We start from the raw sequence: 15,433 nt of genomic DNA, 5'->3' as shown, positions 1-15,433 counted from the left end.
GGGCGAGATGACCGGTTCAGGGTCGGGTCGGCCACGCGTCGGCAGGTGCCGCGCGCGGCGGCCCACCGACCAGCTCGGCGAGCCGGCCCAACCTGCGCCGACCAGTGATCCGGTACGCCGGGCCGCCCTCAGCCGGGCCGAGCAGCGTGCCAGCGAGCCCGGCGGCGGCGAGCGCCACCCCGATCGCCTCCCAGCACTCCTGGTCGTCCGCACCGAGCCGCAACAGGAAGCCGCCGGGTTGCTCCGGCGTCCCGGCGGCGGCGAGCCACAGCCGCAGCCGCCGGCCGGTCAGATGAAAGGTGGCCGGTGGGCGTTTCGCCGGACCGTGCAGCCAGGCGGCCGCGAGCGGCTTCAAGACCCGGGTGTACGACGTACGGACGGCGTGTCGCTCGCCCTCGGTCGGCTCCCAGCTCGCCGCCAGCCCACGCGACGCCAGTTCGGCGACGAGCACGTGCACCCGCCACGCGGCGTCCACCTGCACCGACAGGCGGGCCGTGCCACCCATCCGGACCACCTCGCCTGGCCCGGCGAGCAGACCGGCCAGGTCGGCGACGGTTGGCTCGGCCGCCTCCGCGCCGAAGAAGACAAGTTGCCGGCCCGCGTCCTCGGTCGGCGGGGGGCCGGGCTGAGCTGGCCCACCGCGGCGGCGCGGCAGGCCGGATACCGGTGAGCCTGGTGTCGGTGTGCCTGGTGTCGGCTCGCCGGGCTCGGGGGCGGGAAACAGTGCCGGTGGCTGCGCCGCCGGGGAATCGCCGAGCCCGCTCAGCGACACTCCGGCACCTCGTCGAATGCCTGTTTCAACTCCTCGGAGTTGAGCTTGCTGGTGTCCAGTGCGCTGGCGTCGTACTCCTTGTTGAGGGTCTCCACCGCGGACCGCACGCCGTCGTAGAAGACCGTCGGCTCGCCGATGCCCAACCCGTCGATGGTGTCCCGGGCACGGCCGTAGGCGTCCCGCATCTTCCCCAGTGAGCTGCGGAAACCGGCGGAGATGGCCGGGCCGTTGTCGGTCTCCGGGACGCCCGCCTGCTCCACCTTGCGGCGCGCGGCCTCGCTGGCCTGCTCCGCCCCATCGAAGAGCCGCACCAGGTTCTCCTTGGCCTGCGCCGGCGTGGTCTGCGCGGTCATCTGCTCGTCGGTGCTGCTGGTCAACTTGCTGATCTCCGAGCGCCACGGGGTGAGCGCGCCGCAGACCGAGGCCGCCCAGGCCCGTGGGCTGGGGCCCCCGCCGCAGCCGGCGAGCACGACGACGATCGCGGCCAGGACCACCGTGAACTTTCCGGCGGCAGACGCCCGGCACGTACGCATGCGTTGCAGCGTACGGCCTTTGGCCAGGTGTGGCATCGGGCCGGACGGCCCGGGTCCCCGGTCGACGGGTACGTCGACCGGGGACCCCGTGCCGGTGCTGGATCAGGCGTTGACCGTCTCCGGCCGGTGGTCGGTGCTCCCCGCGCCGGTGTTGCCATCGGCGTCGGAGTCCATCGCGATGCCCTTGCGCTTGCTGAACACCACCGACGCCACGATGATCAGCGTCGCGACCAGCGCGATGCCGACCCGCAGGCCGACGTTGCGGTCGTCGCCGACGCTGTACGCCACCACGGCGGGCGCGATCAGCAGCGAGACCAGGTTCATCACCTTGAGCAGCGGGTTGATCGCCGGGCCGGCGGTGTCCTTGAACGGGTCGCCGACGGTGTCGCCGATGACCGTGGCGGCGTGCGCCTCGGATCCCTTACCGCCGTACGCGCCGTCCTCGACCAACTTCTTGGCGTTGTCCCAGGCCCCACCGGAGTTGGACAGGAAGACCGCCATCAGGGTGCCGGCACCGATCGCACCGGCCAGATACGCCGCGAGTGCGCCGGGCCCGAGGCCGAAGCCGACCGCGATCGGCGCCAGGATGGCGAGCAGGCCGGGGGTCACCAGCTCGCGTTGCGCGTCCCGGGTGCAGATGTCGACGACCTTGCCGTACTCCGGGCGCTGGGTGCCGTCCATGATGCCGGGCAGCTCACGGAACTGCCGGCGGACCTCCATCACCACGGCGCCGGCCGAGCGGGACACCGCGTTGATGGCCAGCCCGGAGAAGAGGAAGACCACCGCGGCACCGATGATCAGGCCGACCAGGTTGCGCGGGTTCGCCACGTTCAGCGAGTTGAGGATCTCGGTGCCGACGTCGCCCACGTTGGCGTCCGCGTACGCGCTGCGCAGCGAGTCGGTGTACGAGCCGAACAGCGCGGTCGCGGCGAGCACCGCGGTGGCGATCGCGATGCCCTTGGTGATCGCCTTGGTGGTGTTGCCCACCGCGTCCAGCTCGGTGAGCGTGCGAGCGCCGTGCTCGTCGATGTCACCGGACATCTCAGCGATGCCCTGGGCGTTGTCGGAGATCGGCCCGAAGGTGTCCATCGCGACGATCACGCCGACCGTGGTGAGCAGGCCGGTGCCCGCCAGCGCCACCGCGAACAGCGACAGGGTGATGGAGCTGCCGCCGAGCAGGAACGCGCCGAAGACACCCGCGCCGATCAGCAGCGCCGAGTAGACCGCCGACTCCAGACCGATGCTGATGCCGGCCAGGATCACGGTGGCGGCACCGGTCTGCGAGCTCTTGCCGATGTCCTGCACCGGGCGCCGGTTGGTCTCGGTGAAGTAGCCGGTCAGCGCCTGGATCGCGGCGGCCAGCGCGATACCGATCACGACCGCGCCGATCGCCACCAGCCGCGGGTTGCCGTCGATCGGGGTGCCGTCGGCGTTGCGGAGCCCACCCTCCAGGCCACCGAAGGTCGCCGGCAGGTAGGCGTAGGCGGCGATCGCCACCAGCACCGCGGAGAGCACCGCGGACAGGTAGAACGCCCGGTTGATCGCGGTCAGGGCGTTGCGGTCGGACGCGCGCAGCCGGGTGATGAAGACGCCGACGATCGCGATCAGCACGCCGATGGTGGAGATGATCAGCGGGAAGACCAGGCCGTCCTCGCCGAACGCGGCGCGGCCGAGGATCAGCGCGGCGACCAGGGTGACCGCGTACGACTCGAACAGGTCGGCGGCCATGCCGGCGCAGTCACCGACGTTGTCGCCCACGTTGTCGGCGATGGTGGCGGGGTTGCGTGGGTCGTCCTCGGGGATGCCCTGCTCGACCTTGCCGACCAGGTCGGCGCCGACGTCGGCGGCCTTGGTGAAGATGCCGCCGCCGACCCGCATGAACATCGCGAGCAGCGCGGCGCCGAAGCCGAAGCCCTCCAGCACGGTCGGCGCGTCACCCCGGTAGACCAGGACGACCAGCGCGGCACCGACGAGGCCGAGACCGACGGTGAGGAAGCCGACGACGCCGCCGGTCCGAAACGCGATCTTCATGGCCACCTCGCGGCCGCCTGCCCGCTCCCTCGCGGCGGCGGCCACGCGCAGGTTGGCGCGGGTTGCCAGCCACATGCCGGCGCCGCCGATGAAGGCGCTGAACAGGGCGCCCACGACGAAGAAGAGCGAGCGGCCGATCTTCACCGCGAGCTCGCTGCCATCGGTGTCGCGCACCGGGAGCAGGAAGAGCAGCACCACGGCAACGACGACGAAGATCGCCAGGGTGCGGAATTGGCGGAGCAGGTAGGCCGAGGCGCCCTCCTGGACCGCCTCCGAGATCTCCTGCATTTTGTTGGTGCCCTTACCAGCGGCCAGCACCGTTTTTGTCAGGGCGGCAGCGAAACCGAGCGCCACCAGCGCGACTACCGCGGCGATGACGACGTAGGTGACATTGCTTCCGGTAAGGGAAAGCCCGCCGCCGTCGGCGGCCAAGGTCTCGGACATCTGTGTCCTCCTGTTACCGAACAATCGCGCCGGTGAGTGGAGACGCACTGACCGACGCCTGAATGCGGACTCGCAAGCGCGCGCCAACCCACCAGCGGACCAGCGATGACCACCCAAACCCGCTGGCTGCGGGATGGATCACTTGCTGACAACCCGGGTACTGTAGCCCTCCGCAGTGTTGGAGGTCACACGCAGGTGCCACCGTGTCGCGATGATCTTCGTCGCTGTGTTATGAAACGAAATCTGATATAGGGATCGGTCCATGAAAACAAGGCCGCGTCCCCAGCTGGGGACGCGGCCTGGGAATCGGAATGGGTCAGCGGCCGACCGGCCACACCATCCGCACCTCAGTGCCGATGCCCTCGTCGACCGGGCGCACCTGCAGGTCCTCGACGAAGCCGGCGAGCAGCGCGAAGCCGACGCCGGTGGTCAACGCCTCATCGGTGAGCGACTCGTTGGCCAGCTCGTCCGGCGGCAACGCGGTCAGACCGATGCCAGCCTCGATCGGTGCCCGGTCCACCACCCGCACCGAGTACGAGCCGCCGTCGGACATCTCCACCAGCACCGGGTCGGGCAGGCCGTACTGCCGGTGCAGGGCCACCGCGCGGGTGCACGCCTCGCCGATGGCCAGGCGCACCTCGTCCAGCAGATCCTCCCGCACGCCGGCACGCCGGGCGACGGCGACGCCGACCAGCCTGGCGGTACGCACATGCACCGGGGCGGGCGAGAACGAGAGCTTGACGGTCGCCATCACGCGCCGGCGCCCGCCGAGTCGGCGCTGATCGCCGCGTCGACCGTCGGGTGCAACGGAAACACCTGGTCCAGTGCGGTGATCCGAAAGATCTTGAGCAGTGGCTCCTTGTCGCAGACCAGGGCGAACGAACCGCCGGCCGCGCGGAGCCGCTTGAGCGCGCCGACCAGCACGCCCAACCCGGTGGAGTCGAGGAAATCCACCCGACCGAGGTCGACCACCACGTGACGGGCGCCACCGTCAATCAGTTCGAGGAGCCGTTCGCGCAGCCGGGGCGCGGTGTAGACGTCCACCTCACCACCAACCTCGAGCACCGTGTGCTCGCCCACGGTGCGGGTCGCCAGCAACAGCTCCATCGGTCCTCCTCGCCAGAGCCGTAAACTCTCGTGGGCATCTAACCACTACCGCCGGGACACCCTGCGGTCACCGGCGGCGGCTTCCCTATACCCCCCGGCCCGACTTTTCATCTCCGAACACCAGTGCGAGAGTGCAGGGCGTGACCTCCAACGACTTCAGCTCGGCGCGTCCTACGCCGCGCCACGACCTGGAGTCGTCGTCCGCGGCCACCGTATCCGCTGGTCCCGACCCCGGGCCATCGCCGGCCGACCTGCTGCGCCGGCTGCGTGCCCGGAGCGCCGGCGACCCGGTCACCCACGTCGAGCGGGTGCCGGCCCGCGCCGGGGTGCCCGCGCCATGGCCGTCGTGGGCGCCGGTGGAGTTGCGCGCGGCGTTCACCCGGCGCGGCGTGGTCGCGCCCTGGCAGCACCAGGCCGAGGCGGCCAACCTGGCGTACGAGGGCGAGCACGTGGTGGTCGCCACCGGCACCGCGTCCGGCAAGTCATTGGCGTACCAGCTCCCGGCGCTGGCCACCCTGCTCGCCGACCCCCGGGCCACCGTGCTCTATCTGGCGCCGACCAAGGCGCTCGCCGCCGACCAGCTGCGGTCCGTCGCCGCGCTGGAGCTGGAGGGAGTCCGCCCAGCCTGCTATGACGGGGACACTCCGCGCGCCGAGCGGGAGTGGATCCGCCGGCACTCCCGGTTCGTGTTGACCAACCCCGACATGCTGCACCACGGCGTCCTGCCCGGGCATGCCCAATGGTCCGGTTTCCTGCGCCGACTCGCGTATGTGGTGATCGACGAGTGCCACACCTACCGAGGGGTGTTCGGCTCGCACGTGGCCCACGTACTGCGTCGGCTGCGCCGGCAATGCGCCCGGTTCGGTGCCACCCCGGTGTTCGTACTCGCCTCGGCGACCTCCGGTGATCCGGCGACCGCGGCCGGACGGCTGACCGGCCTGCCGGTGACGGCGGTCACCGAGGACGCGTCACCGCGCGGCGGGGTGACCTTCGCACTCTGGGAGCCGCCGCTGCTGCCACCCGACTCCTCGGCGTCCTCGGCGGTGCCCGCACAGGCGACGGGCGGGCACGACGGCGCGACGGACCTCATCCAGGTCCGCCGGTCGGCGCTGCGCGAGACCGCGGACCTGCTCGCCGACACGGTCGCCGAGGGAGTACGCACACTCGCGTTCGTCCGCTCCCGCAAGGGCGCCGAGGTCGTGGCGGCCAGTGCGCGCCGGGCGCTGGACGACGCGGTGCCCGGGCTCGGCGACCGGGTGGCCGCCTACCGGGGCGGCTACCTGCGCGAGGAGCGGCGCGAACTGGAACGGGCGCTGCTGCACGGCGACCTGCTCGGCCTGGCCTCCACCAACGCGCTGGAGCTGGGCGTGGACCTGGTCGGGCTGGACGCGGTGCTGATCTGCGGCTACCCGGGCACCCGGGCGTCACTGTGGCAGCAGGCGGGCCGCGCCGGACGCTCCGGGCAGGAGGCCCTCGCGGTGCTGGTGGCCCGGGACGACCCACTGGACACCTACCTGGTGCACCACCCGGAGGCGATCTTCGGCGCGCCGGTGGAGGCGACGGTGCTCGACCCGACCAACCCGTACGTGCTGGCACCGCAACTCGCCTGCGCCGCGGTCGAGGCGCCGCTCACCCCGGCCGACCTGGCACTCTTCGGTGACGGGGCGAAGGAGGCGGTCGACGAGCTGGTGGCGGCCGGGGCGCTGCGGCAGCGGCCCACTGGTTGGTACTGGCGACACCGGGAGCGGCCCGAGGTGGACCTGCGCGGCCAGGGCGGTGCCCCGGTCTGCGTGGTGGAGTCGTCGACCGGCCGGCTGCTCGGCACGGTCGACGGCGGCTCCTCGCATTTCCTGCTCCACTCCGGCGCGGTCCATCTGCACCAGGGAGTCTCGTACGTGGTCGACGAGCTCGACCTCGCCGACGGTTGCGCGTTGGTGCACGCCGAGGAGCCGGACTGGTCCACCCATGCTCGCGACGTCACCGATCTGTCCGTGGTGTCGGTGCGCTCCTACGTGGACGCCGGTCCGGTCGGCATGTTCCTCGGCGAGGTGGACGTGACCAGTCAGGTGGTGTCGTACCAGCGGCGGCGGATCGCCACCGGCGAGGTGATCGACACCCGACCGCTCGACCTGCCCACCCGGGAACTGCGCACGGTGGCGGTCTGGTTCACCCTGTCGCCGCAGTCGTTGGCTCTTGCCGGAGTCCAGTCGGCCGACGTGCCGGGCGCGTTGCACGCCGCCGAACACGCCGCGATCGGTCTGCTGCCGCTGATGGCCACCTGCGACCGGTGGGACATCGGCGGGCTCTCCACTGCGGTTCACCCGGACACCGAGGCGCCGACCGTCTTCGTCTACGACGGGCACCCGGGCGGCGCCGGGTTCGCCGAGCGGGCGTACGGGACGGCGTCGGCGTGGCTGCGGGCCACCCGGGACGCGATCGCCGAGTGCGGCTGCGAGGCCGGCTGCCCGTCCTGCGTGCAGTCCCCGAAGTGCGGCAACGGCAACAACCCGCTCTCCAAGCCGGACGCGATCCGGGTGCTCGACGTGGTGTTGGCGAACCTGCCCGCCTGAGTCCGGGTTGCATGAATCCGCCCGACGCGGGGCACAATGATGTGGGAGCGCTTCCATCGATGCCTGTCCTGCCGTTCACCCCCGCGACCCGAGGAGGAGCCGTGGCCGACACCATCGCCGAGACCGTCGACCTGCTCTACACCATCGACCAGGAACAACTCACCCTGGACCAGCAGATCGCGCTCGGGTCCGCGCTGGCTGCTCTGGCCCAGGCGGAACGGCTGGAGCAGATCAACGAACGACTGCGCGACATCCACCAGGTCCTCAACGGCTGGGCGCTGCGGGCCGCAACAGCCGACGGTCGCTGACGTCTTCTCCCCGATCCGGCACAGGCGCCACTGATCTGCGGGCAGGAACGCAGGGGTTGGCGGGCTGTGCGAGACTCCGGCGGACCAACCCCTGAGGAGTTTGAATGCAGCTCGACAATCTGCAGAACCAGCAGCAGTTCTACGTTCGCCAGCGACTGCGCATGATGGTCAACCAGTACGAGGTTCGGACGGTTTCCCCGGACGGCACCGAGGGTGAGCTGCTGGCATTCGCGCAGCAGAAGCGGCTCGCCTTCAAGGAGCAGGTGACGATCTACACGGACGACTCCAAGCAGCAGCCCCTGCTCGGGTTCAAGGCCCGCCAGCGCATCGACCTCGGCGCCACGTACGACGTCACCGACGCGGCCGGCAACCCGATCGGCTTGTTCCGCAAGGACTTCGCCCAGTCGCTGCTCCGCTCCACCTGGCACGTCGAGCAGGCCGGCCTGCCGCAGGTGACGGGCCAGGAGCGCAGCATGCCGGTGGCGCTGCTCCGCCGGTTCGTCGACTCGCTGTCCTGGCTGCCGTACCACTTCGACTTCACCGCTGGCGGCCAACCGGTCTTCACCGTGGTCAAGAAGTGGGGCCTGCGCGACAAGTACATCGTCGAGGTGCAGAACCCGCAGATCGATCGCCGCCTGGTCATCGCGATGGCCGTCGCCCTCGACGCGCTCCAGTCCCGCTGACCCACCCGGCCTCACCGGCCGCCCGCTCCTCGGCCGCTTGCCGGGACATGGCCCTGGGCCTGGTCCCGGCCAGCAGGCCGTCGGTGGCTGGCTTGGTCCCGGCCGGCAAGCCGTCGAGTGCTCGACTCCCGGGCCGCAGGCCGTCGAGTGCTCGACTCCCGGGCGGGAGGCCCGGATGGGGTCGGGCGCCCCTATCGAACTGATGTCGTAAACGCATCGCGCCGCCTGATATCGCAACCGATTCAGCTCCACAGCGCGCTCATCGACCCCGCACCGACGGACCCCGTCTCGCTCAGTCGCGAACCGGGCCGGCGCGGGCCGTTGACGAGACGACCCGGGTCAGCCCGGGAAGTGGTGTGAACGCCACCTCGACGGTCACCAGCAGGTCCAGTCCGTCGAGGCGACAGCCGACCAGCCGACCACCGTTGCGGCTGGTGATGTCGGCAGCGGACGCGCAGGCCGTCGGTTGGCCGTCGAGTGCCCGGGCGGCCCCGGCCAGCGCGCCGAGATCGGCTGCCACCGCCGCCCGCTGACCTGCCATCCCGACTGCGACGATGGCGGCGGCGTACGTCCCGAACAGCACGAAGACCAGCCCTATCGCCAACAGCAGGATCGTCGCACCACCCCGTTCCGCGTCCGGCCGATCATCATCGTGCCGCTCGGCGTTCGGTCTGTTGCCGAAGCGGAGTGACCGACCATCAGTTCGTCGCACTACCAACTCCCCCGCCAGAGCCCGGTTCCACGGCTGCGACGGCGGTGGCGACCACGGTGATCCGCGGTAGTCGGCCGCCCAGCGTGCGGACGGGCGCGCGTACCGTCGTCTGCACCCGGTCGCCGTCGACGGACACCGACACCTCCGCCCCCGGCGGCGCCGCGCGCCCGCCTTCCGCGCTGCCGTCGGCACCCCGGGCGGCGGCCAACGCCGCCTCCCGGGCCGCGTGCAGGCAGCTCGCCTGTGCGCTGACGGCGTTGACCGCGGTCAGGCCGGCCAGCAGGAGCAGGAGCAGCGCCGGCAGGCCGGCCGCCAGTTCGGCGGTGAACGACCCTCGGTCCCCGCCGGCAGCGCGTTCGACAGCGCGGAATCTCCACCCGTCGCCAGCCGGCCGACCAGGAGCGCCAGACCTCGGATCGCGGCCGGCCTGCCGGCGCCCGATCACTTCAGTGCCCGGTCGATGACGGCGGTCAGTGCCGACTGGACGTTGCCGGAGGTCAGCACCTTCAACAGGATTCCGGCGAAGGCGACTGCGGCGAGCGTGCCGACGGCGTACTCGGCCGTGTTCATTCCGGCGTCACCGCGCAGGCGTGCGAAGAGTTTGCGCATGGCTGTTTCCCTTCTCGATGGGTCAGAGCACGTCGCCGAGAACGGCGACGATCACCGGCACCAGGCCGGCGAGAATGAACGCCGGCAGGAAGCAGAGCCCCAGCGGCAGGACGATGAGCACGCCGGCCCGACGAGCCGACGCCTCGGCAGCGGTGGCCCGGTCGGCACGTAGGTCATCGGCGAGCCGGGTCAGTGCACCGGCCAGGGCGGCACCACTGTTGGCCGAACGCAACGCCGCCGCGGTCAGGCGCTCCGCGCCGGGCACCCCGTCCAGCGCGGACCACGCCTCCGCCGGGCCACCGCCGAGGAGCAGCGTGCGGCCGACTCGGGCCAACCGGCCGGCGAGCGGCCCGTCCAACGCTTCGGCGACGGCCAGCACCGAACGATCCACCGGAGCACCCGCCCGCATCGCCGCAGCCAGAAGGTCGACGGCGAGTGGCAGGTCGGCGGCCTCCTGGAGCCGCCGCTTACGCACGCTCGGCGACTCGATCCGCCGCAACAGGAGATCCAGCAGGAATGCGGCCGGGACCGCACCGAGCAGCCCAAGCCAGCCCTCGACGACCACGGCCACGGCGAGACCGCCCAACGCCGCGGCGATCCGGATCGCGTCCGGTCGCCGAATGGCTGAGCTGCGTCGGCTTACTGAGCTGCGCCGGCTCGCTGAGCTGCGCCGGATGGCTGAGCTGCGTTGGCTCGCCAGGCCCTGGGACTTCATCCGGCCCGCCCCGGTGCCGCGCCCAGCCGTTCAGCCCAGAGAAGGCCCACGACCTGCAGGGCGACCGCGAGAACCGCACAGGCTCCGCCGACCGTGCTGTGCAGAAGTACCGCCACGGGATCGACGCCTATCCCGTACCCGAGCGCGATCCCGCCGATCGGCAGCGCCGCCAGCAACCAGGCCGTGGCCCGGGCGCCGGCGGCCTGGGCCGCTGCGGCCGCCAGACCCCGGTCGGTCGCCCGAGCGTCGGCCTCGATCCGCTCGACGAGTTCCGCCAGCGGCGCGCCGGTCCGGTCGGCCAGTCGCACCGCCGCGGAGGTCAGCTGGCGCAGCCGGTCCGACCCATCCCGCTCACCTGCGGTGACCTCGAGCGCGTGCGGGACAGGCAGGCCGGCCCGAAGGTCCGCCGCCAGGCCGCAGAGTTGGTCCAGCCCACGTCGTCGGGATCGCTCAGCGCTCCGGTGCACCCGCCAGCGCAGCACGGCGCGCGCGGTCAGCGTGCCGTACCCGGCCAGCGCGACCGCAGCCACCGGGCCGCCGACCACGGCACCGACACCGCCTCCCAGCAGGCCGACCAACGGCAGCACACGCGCCGTCGACCGCGAGCCGCGCACCGGAGCACCCGCGCTCGGCCGAGCGGACGTCATGCCGGCCGGGCCGACGGAACGGTGGCCACGGCGATCGATATCCCTGCGCCCCTCAGCCGTTGCCGCGCCGAAGGTGTCCCCCCGACGGTCCGCCTCCGCGCCTGCGCGTCCATCGGCCGTCGCCGTGCCTGAGGCGTCGCCCCGACGGTCCGCCTCCACTGCTTCGCAGTCGATCGTGATCGCGACCGGGGATGTGCCGCCCCGCCGTTGCGCGTCCAGGATCGTGGCCTCGGGCCGGGCGATGCCGGCGGGTCGCCGGGGATCCCGACGGATCGGCGGGCGCGTCGGGCCCGCCGGACGCGTGGGCCCCACCGACCCGCCCGTCGCCCCGGGCCAGCTCGGGCTGCCGGTGGCGTCCCGGCTGGGCCAGCCGAGCGCCGTCCGTCTCCCGCTGGCACCCGCAGCGGTTACCGCCGGGAATGGAACGCCGACCACTTGATCTGAGGTTAGAGCGTCGCCGGACCCGTCGACCGGCCCGTCCAGCGTGCGACCGAGTTCCCGGATCCACTCCACCAGCGCGTCATCCGGATCTGTGCCGCCGCTTTCACGTCCCGTCGCGAGCACGCGACGTCGGCGGACCCGGATGCTGTGTACGGGCCACGCCACCAGGGCGGCGGCGACCAGGAGCAGCGCCGCGACCAGCATCGTCCCGCCGGTCATGCCGGGCCTGCCGATCCGGGCCACGGCTCGCTGAGGATCGGCGGCACCGCCACTCCACGCTCCCGCAGTAGCGCCCCGAGCGCACGGGCGGCCAGCCCGAGCCCCCGGCCGCGTACCCAGGCGGGCACCACGGTCACCAACCGTTCGGGACCCTCGGGCAGCAGCAGGCAGACCGACTCCAGGACGCGTCCCCGGTCGCCACGGCGCACCTGGAACAGCACCTGCAAAGCGGCGGCTACCTGGGCGTGCAGCGCGGCGCGGGGCAGCCCACCCAGCATGCCCAGCGCTTCCAGCCGGGCCGGCACGTCGGACGGGGTGTTGGCGTGCAGCGTGCCGGCGCCCCCGTCGTGGCCGGTGTTGAGCGCGGCCAGCAGGTCGACCACCTCACCGCCCCGGCACTCCCCGACCACCAGGCGGTCCGGTCGCATCCGCAACGCCTGCCGGACCAGGTCGCCGAGGCTGACGACGCCCGTCCCCTCCACATTGGCGGTACGCGCCTGGAGCCCCACCACGTGTGGATGCCCCGGATGCAGCTCGGCGGCGTCCTCCACCAGCACGATCCGCTCGGTGGCTGGCACCAACCCCAGGAGCGTGTTGAGCAGGGTCGTCTTGCCCGACCCCGTGCCCCCGGTCACCAGGTATGCCAGCCGGGCCGCGACGACGGCGGCGAGCAGTGGCGCCACCGGTCGGGGCACCGTCCCGTGGCGCACCAACTCGTCGAGGGTGAAGGGCCGGTGTCGGAAGGTCCGCAGGGACAGATAGGGGCCCTCGGTCGCCACCGGCGGCAGCACGGCGTGCAACCGGGTGCCGTCGGGGAGCCGGGCGTCCGCGTACGGGGAGCCGTCGTCGAGCCGCCGCCCGGCGCTGGCGATCAGCCGCTGCGCCAGCCGGCGAACGTCCTCCACCGAGCCCACCGGGACCGCGACCTGCTGCAGCCCCGAACCACGGTCGACCCAGACCCGAACCCCGTTGACCAGGACGTCAGTGACCTCCGGGTCAGCGAGCAGTGGGGCCAGGGGCCCGGCACCGACGAGGTCGTCGTGCACCCGGTCGGCGATCCGCAGCACGGCGGTGTCGCCGAGCACTGCGGCGGTGGGTTCGGCCCGTACCGCGGAGACGATCGCCGCCGGTGTCACCGGGGTGGTGGCGGCAGCGATCCGCTGCCGTACCCGGGCGGCGAGGGTGCCGTCCTCCGGCCGGCCGGTCATGCCGCACCCGTCACGGGCACACCGGTGAGGTCGGTGACGATCCGTTGGCAGAGGGCGGCCAGTGGCCCCTTGCCGGCAGCGGCCGGCGCCTCGCCTCGTTCCAGCCCCCGGCAGATGCCTGGCTCGGGGCGCAGGGTGCCGGCCAGGGGAAGCCCGAGCGCCCGTGCCACCTCGGTCGCGCGCAGCCGGCCCGGGGCCGGCCCGCGCACCACCACCGAGAACGCGGCGCAGTGCGGGGCGGCGGCGGCCACCACCCGGGCGGCCGCAGCGGTGGCACGCAGCTCGGCCGGAACCACGACGAACGCCTGGTCGGCCGCCTGCAACGCCACCACGGCCGCGTCGTCCAACTGCCGGGGCAGGTCGACAACCACGAAGTCCCGACCACGCCGGGCGGCGTCGAGGGTCGCCGCCATCGCCGCCACCGGGAGTGGCAGCATCTCGCCGCGGTCCCAGGAGAGCACCACCAGATCACCTCGGCTGGGCAGGGCCTGCACCAGCGCCGGGGCATCCACCCGCCCGTCGGCGCCGGTGAGCGACGGCCAGCGCAACCCTTCCAACTGCTCCCAGCCGAGCACGAGGTCGAGGCCACCACCGAGCGGGTCGGCGTCGACCAGCAGCGTGCGCAACCGGGCCCGGGCGGCGGTCACGGCAAGGCCACCGGCGAGCACACTCGCTCCTGCACCGCCCCGACCACCGAGCACCGCGACGACCCGGGCGCCGACGCCGTCCGGGCGCTCCGGACCATGCTCGGCGAACCGATCCACCAGCCACGGCTCTGCGGCGGGCAGCATGGCGACGTGCTCGGCCCCGATCAGCTCAGCGATCTGCCAGCCGGGGTCGAGCTGGCCGGCCCGGCCAACCAGCACCAGCCGGGGCCGCTGCGGCAACCGGGCACGCAGACACGACTGCGCCTGGTCGGCGCCGAGCAGCACCAACGGCGCGGGAAGCCACCGGGTACGGGCGGCCGCCGGGTCGTTGGCGAGCTCCACCTCGGTCCCGCCAGCGGCGGCGAGCCGGAGCACATCATCGAGCAGATCGTCGTCGCCGGTGACGACCAGCGGAAGCCGGCGGATCGGCGGAACCGAGGTACGGGATGGCATCGCAGCCTCCAGCGGTCGGGCTTGTTGTGCCGCCGACCCTGCTCGGAATCCGCCTGACGAACCGCCCCGACCGCGCTGCCTGTGGACAACTTGGCGGGCTGTGGACAACGCCCGGCCAGACAGTTGATCTGCTACGCGCGCGGCCTGTCCGACCGATGTTCCGCCGCCGCTGGTACGCAGCGGGGCCGCTCCCGGGGGAGCGGCCCCGCCGTCGTCGCGTCAGCCGAGTCGGTCGGTCCAGTGGCAGCAGCACTGCGGCGACCGGTTCGGCCGAGGCATCGGGGACGTGCCAGTTCAAGCCGACGTTCGTCCCGGCGGGACCCGAAAGTTACGGCCCGACAACGACGTTCGCGAGCGGCTCGCCCGCCGCGTACCGCCGGACCTGGTCGACCAGCAGCCGGCGGGCCCGGGGCGCCAACGCGGCGGTCAGGCCGCCTACGTGCGGGCTGATCAGGACGTTCGGTGCGGACCACAGCGGGTGATCAGAGGGCAGCGGCTCGGGCTCGGTGACGTCCAGGGCAGCGTGCAGCCGGCCCGCGCTGAGCTCGGCGAGCAGCGCCTCGGTGTCCACCACCCGCCCCCGTGACACGTTCACCAGCAGGGCACCGTCGGCCATCCTGGAGAGGAAATCCTTGTTCACCAGGCCCTCGGTCTCGGAGGTCAGCGGCGTGGCCAGGATGACAACATCCGCTCGTGGCAGCATCTCCGAAATCTCGGAAATTGGCAGTACGCCCGGGCGGGGGCTCCGAGCCACCCGGCTGATTTCCACCTCGAACCCAGCGAGCCGGCGCTCGATCGCGGCGCCGATCGAGCCGTACCCGACGATCAGCACCCGGGCGTCAGCCAGCCCGGTCGACCAACCCGAGGCCCAGCGGCCCTCGTCCCCCGCCCGGACGAAATCCGGCAGCCGGCGCCGGGCGGCAAGGGTGAGCGCCACGGCCAACTCGGCGGCGGCCGCGTCGTGCACGCCCCGGCCGTTGGCCAGAGTCAGGCCGGGCCGCAGGTAAGGCAGGACATGGTCGTAGCCGGCGGTCACCGTCTGCACCACTTTGAGCCGGGGCATCCGGGCGATCGGCTCGCAGAAGCGCGGATCGATAATCCCGTACGGAACCGCATAAAACTCGACATCGTCCAGATTTTCGGGCATGGGTTGAGTGCCGTCGTACAGCGCGACGTCCAGGTCGCCAAGCTCGGCCAATGCATCGGGGTTAGAGATCAAGTAGCGCACGGCGGCAATCATGCTGCGTTCCCCGTCATCGGCAACGGATCGACCCGCGCAAGTTGCGTCCGACTGCCGACGACTTTCGGCTCCTAGAGCCGGAGGCCGCAGAGCG

General features: G+C 72.4%; 15 protein-coding genes and 1 pseudogene. 3 read left to right on the top strand and 13 right to left on the bottom strand.

All coding sequences use genetic code 11. The features are described from left to right. Positions 1-16: 16 nt before the first annotated feature. The 5 genes from OG811_RS12835 to OG811_RS12815 all read right to left on the bottom strand — a co-directional run bounded on the left by OG811_RS12835 (position 17) and on the right by OG811_RS12815 (position 4,887). Positions 17-772, bottom strand: coding sequence for a hypothetical protein (locus tag OG811_RS12835; RefSeq protein ID WP_406074415.1), 756 nt, complete (start codon positions 770-772; stop codon positions 17-19). Next, positions 763-1,305 (bottom strand): hypothetical protein, encoded by a 543-nt coding sequence (locus OG811_RS12830; protein WP_406074414.1) that lies wholly within the window; start codon positions 1,303-1,305, stop codon positions 763-765. Before OG811_RS12830 ends, OG811_RS12835 begins: the two co-directional genes overlap by 10 nt. 102 nt (positions 1,306-1,407) lie before the next feature. After that, positions 1,408-3,780, bottom strand: coding sequence for a sodium-translocating pyrophosphatase (locus OG811_RS12825; RefSeq protein WP_406074412.1), 2,373 nt, complete (start codon positions 3,778-3,780; stop codon positions 1,408-1,410). A gap of 316 nt (positions 3,781-4,096) precedes the next feature. After that, the gene (locus OG811_RS12820; protein ID WP_272614928.1) at positions 4,097-4,534 is read right to left on the bottom strand and encodes an ATP-binding protein; all 438 of its coding nucleotides are present in this window, start codon (positions 4,532-4,534) and stop codon (positions 4,097-4,099) included. Next, positions 4,531-4,887, bottom strand: coding sequence for an STAS domain-containing protein (locus tag OG811_RS12815; RefSeq protein ID WP_406074411.1), 357 nt, complete (start codon positions 4,885-4,887; stop codon positions 4,531-4,533). Before OG811_RS12815 ends, OG811_RS12820 begins: the two co-directional genes overlap by 4 nt. A 140-nt stretch (positions 4,888-5,027) precedes the next feature. Between OG811_RS12815 and OG811_RS12810 the strand changes: the two genes are divergently transcribed. The 3 genes from OG811_RS12810 (at position 5,028) to OG811_RS12800 (ending at position 8,448) form a co-directional block, all read left to right on the top strand. Then, positions 5,028-7,457, top strand: a complete 2,430-nt coding sequence (locus OG811_RS12810) for a DEAD/DEAH box helicase (RefSeq protein WP_406074409.1) — start codon at positions 5,028-5,030, stop codon at positions 7,455-7,457. A 101-nt stretch (positions 7,458-7,558) separates the two neighbouring features. Further along, complete coding sequence (locus OG811_RS12805; RefSeq protein ID WP_406074407.1) at positions 7,559-7,765, top strand: hypothetical protein; 207 nt, start codon at positions 7,559-7,561, stop codon at positions 7,763-7,765. A gap of 104 nt (positions 7,766-7,869) precedes the next feature. Beyond that, positions 7,870-8,448, top strand: a complete 579-nt coding sequence (locus tag OG811_RS12800) for a hypothetical protein (protein ID WP_406074406.1) — start codon at positions 7,870-7,872, stop codon at positions 8,446-8,448. 292 nt (positions 8,449-8,740) lie between these two features. On the opposite strand, the gene OG811_RS12795 is transcribed toward OG811_RS12800, so the two are convergent. From OG811_RS12795 to OG811_RS12760, 8 genes and pseudogenes are all read right to left on the bottom strand, one after another. Then, positions 8,741-9,160, bottom strand: coding sequence for an Rv3654c family TadE-like protein (locus OG811_RS12795; protein WP_406074404.1), 420 nt, complete (start codon positions 9,158-9,160; stop codon positions 8,741-8,743). Continuing rightward, positions 9,147-9,605 carry a TadE family type IV pilus minor pilin gene (locus tag OG811_RS12790; RefSeq protein WP_406074403.1) on the bottom strand — a complete coding sequence of 153 codons (459 nt, stop codon included), beginning with the start codon at positions 9,603-9,605 and terminating at the stop codon, positions 9,147-9,149. Before OG811_RS12790 ends, OG811_RS12795 begins: the two co-directional genes overlap by 14 nt. Continuing rightward, the gene (locus OG811_RS12785) at positions 9,602-9,769 is read right to left on the bottom strand and encodes a DUF4244 domain-containing protein (protein ID WP_088997060.1); all 168 of its coding nucleotides are present in this window, start codon (positions 9,767-9,769) and stop codon (positions 9,602-9,604) included. Before OG811_RS12785 ends, OG811_RS12790 begins: the two co-directional genes overlap by 4 nt. Before the next feature lie 22 nt (positions 9,770-9,791). Continuing rightward, positions 9,792-10,484, bottom strand: a complete 693-nt coding sequence (locus tag OG811_RS12780; RefSeq protein WP_406074400.1) for a type II secretion system F family protein — start codon at positions 10,482-10,484, stop codon at positions 9,792-9,794. Next, positions 10,481-11,394, bottom strand: a pseudogene (locus OG811_RS12775) (type II secretion system F family protein). The gene OG811_RS12780 and the pseudogene OG811_RS12775 overlap by 4 nt, the downstream one beginning before the upstream one ends. 393 nt (positions 11,395-11,787) lie before the next feature. Beyond that, the gene (locus tag OG811_RS12770) at positions 11,788-12,999 is read right to left on the bottom strand and encodes a TadA family conjugal transfer-associated ATPase (protein ID WP_406074398.1); all 1,212 of its coding nucleotides are present in this window, start codon (positions 12,997-12,999) and stop codon (positions 11,788-11,790) included. Continuing rightward, complete coding sequence (gene ssd / locus OG811_RS12765; protein ID WP_406074396.1) at positions 12,996-14,099, bottom strand: septum site-determining protein Ssd; 1,104 nt, start codon at positions 14,097-14,099, stop codon at positions 12,996-12,998. Before ssd ends, OG811_RS12770 begins: the two co-directional genes overlap by 4 nt. A 328-nt stretch (positions 14,100-14,427) precedes the next feature. Then, a complete protein-coding gene (locus tag OG811_RS12760) occupies positions 14,428-15,327 on the bottom strand; it encodes a 2-hydroxyacid dehydrogenase (RefSeq protein ID WP_406074394.1) in 900 nt (299 codons plus the stop codon). Positions 15,328-15,433: the final 106 nt, after the last annotated feature.

This window comes from Micromonospora sp. NBC_01638 (assembly GCF_045209745.1).
GTDB lineage: Bacteria > Actinomycetota > Actinomycetes > Mycobacteriales > Micromonosporaceae > Micromonospora.
This window is presented reverse-complemented; position numbering and strand designations above follow the sequence as displayed.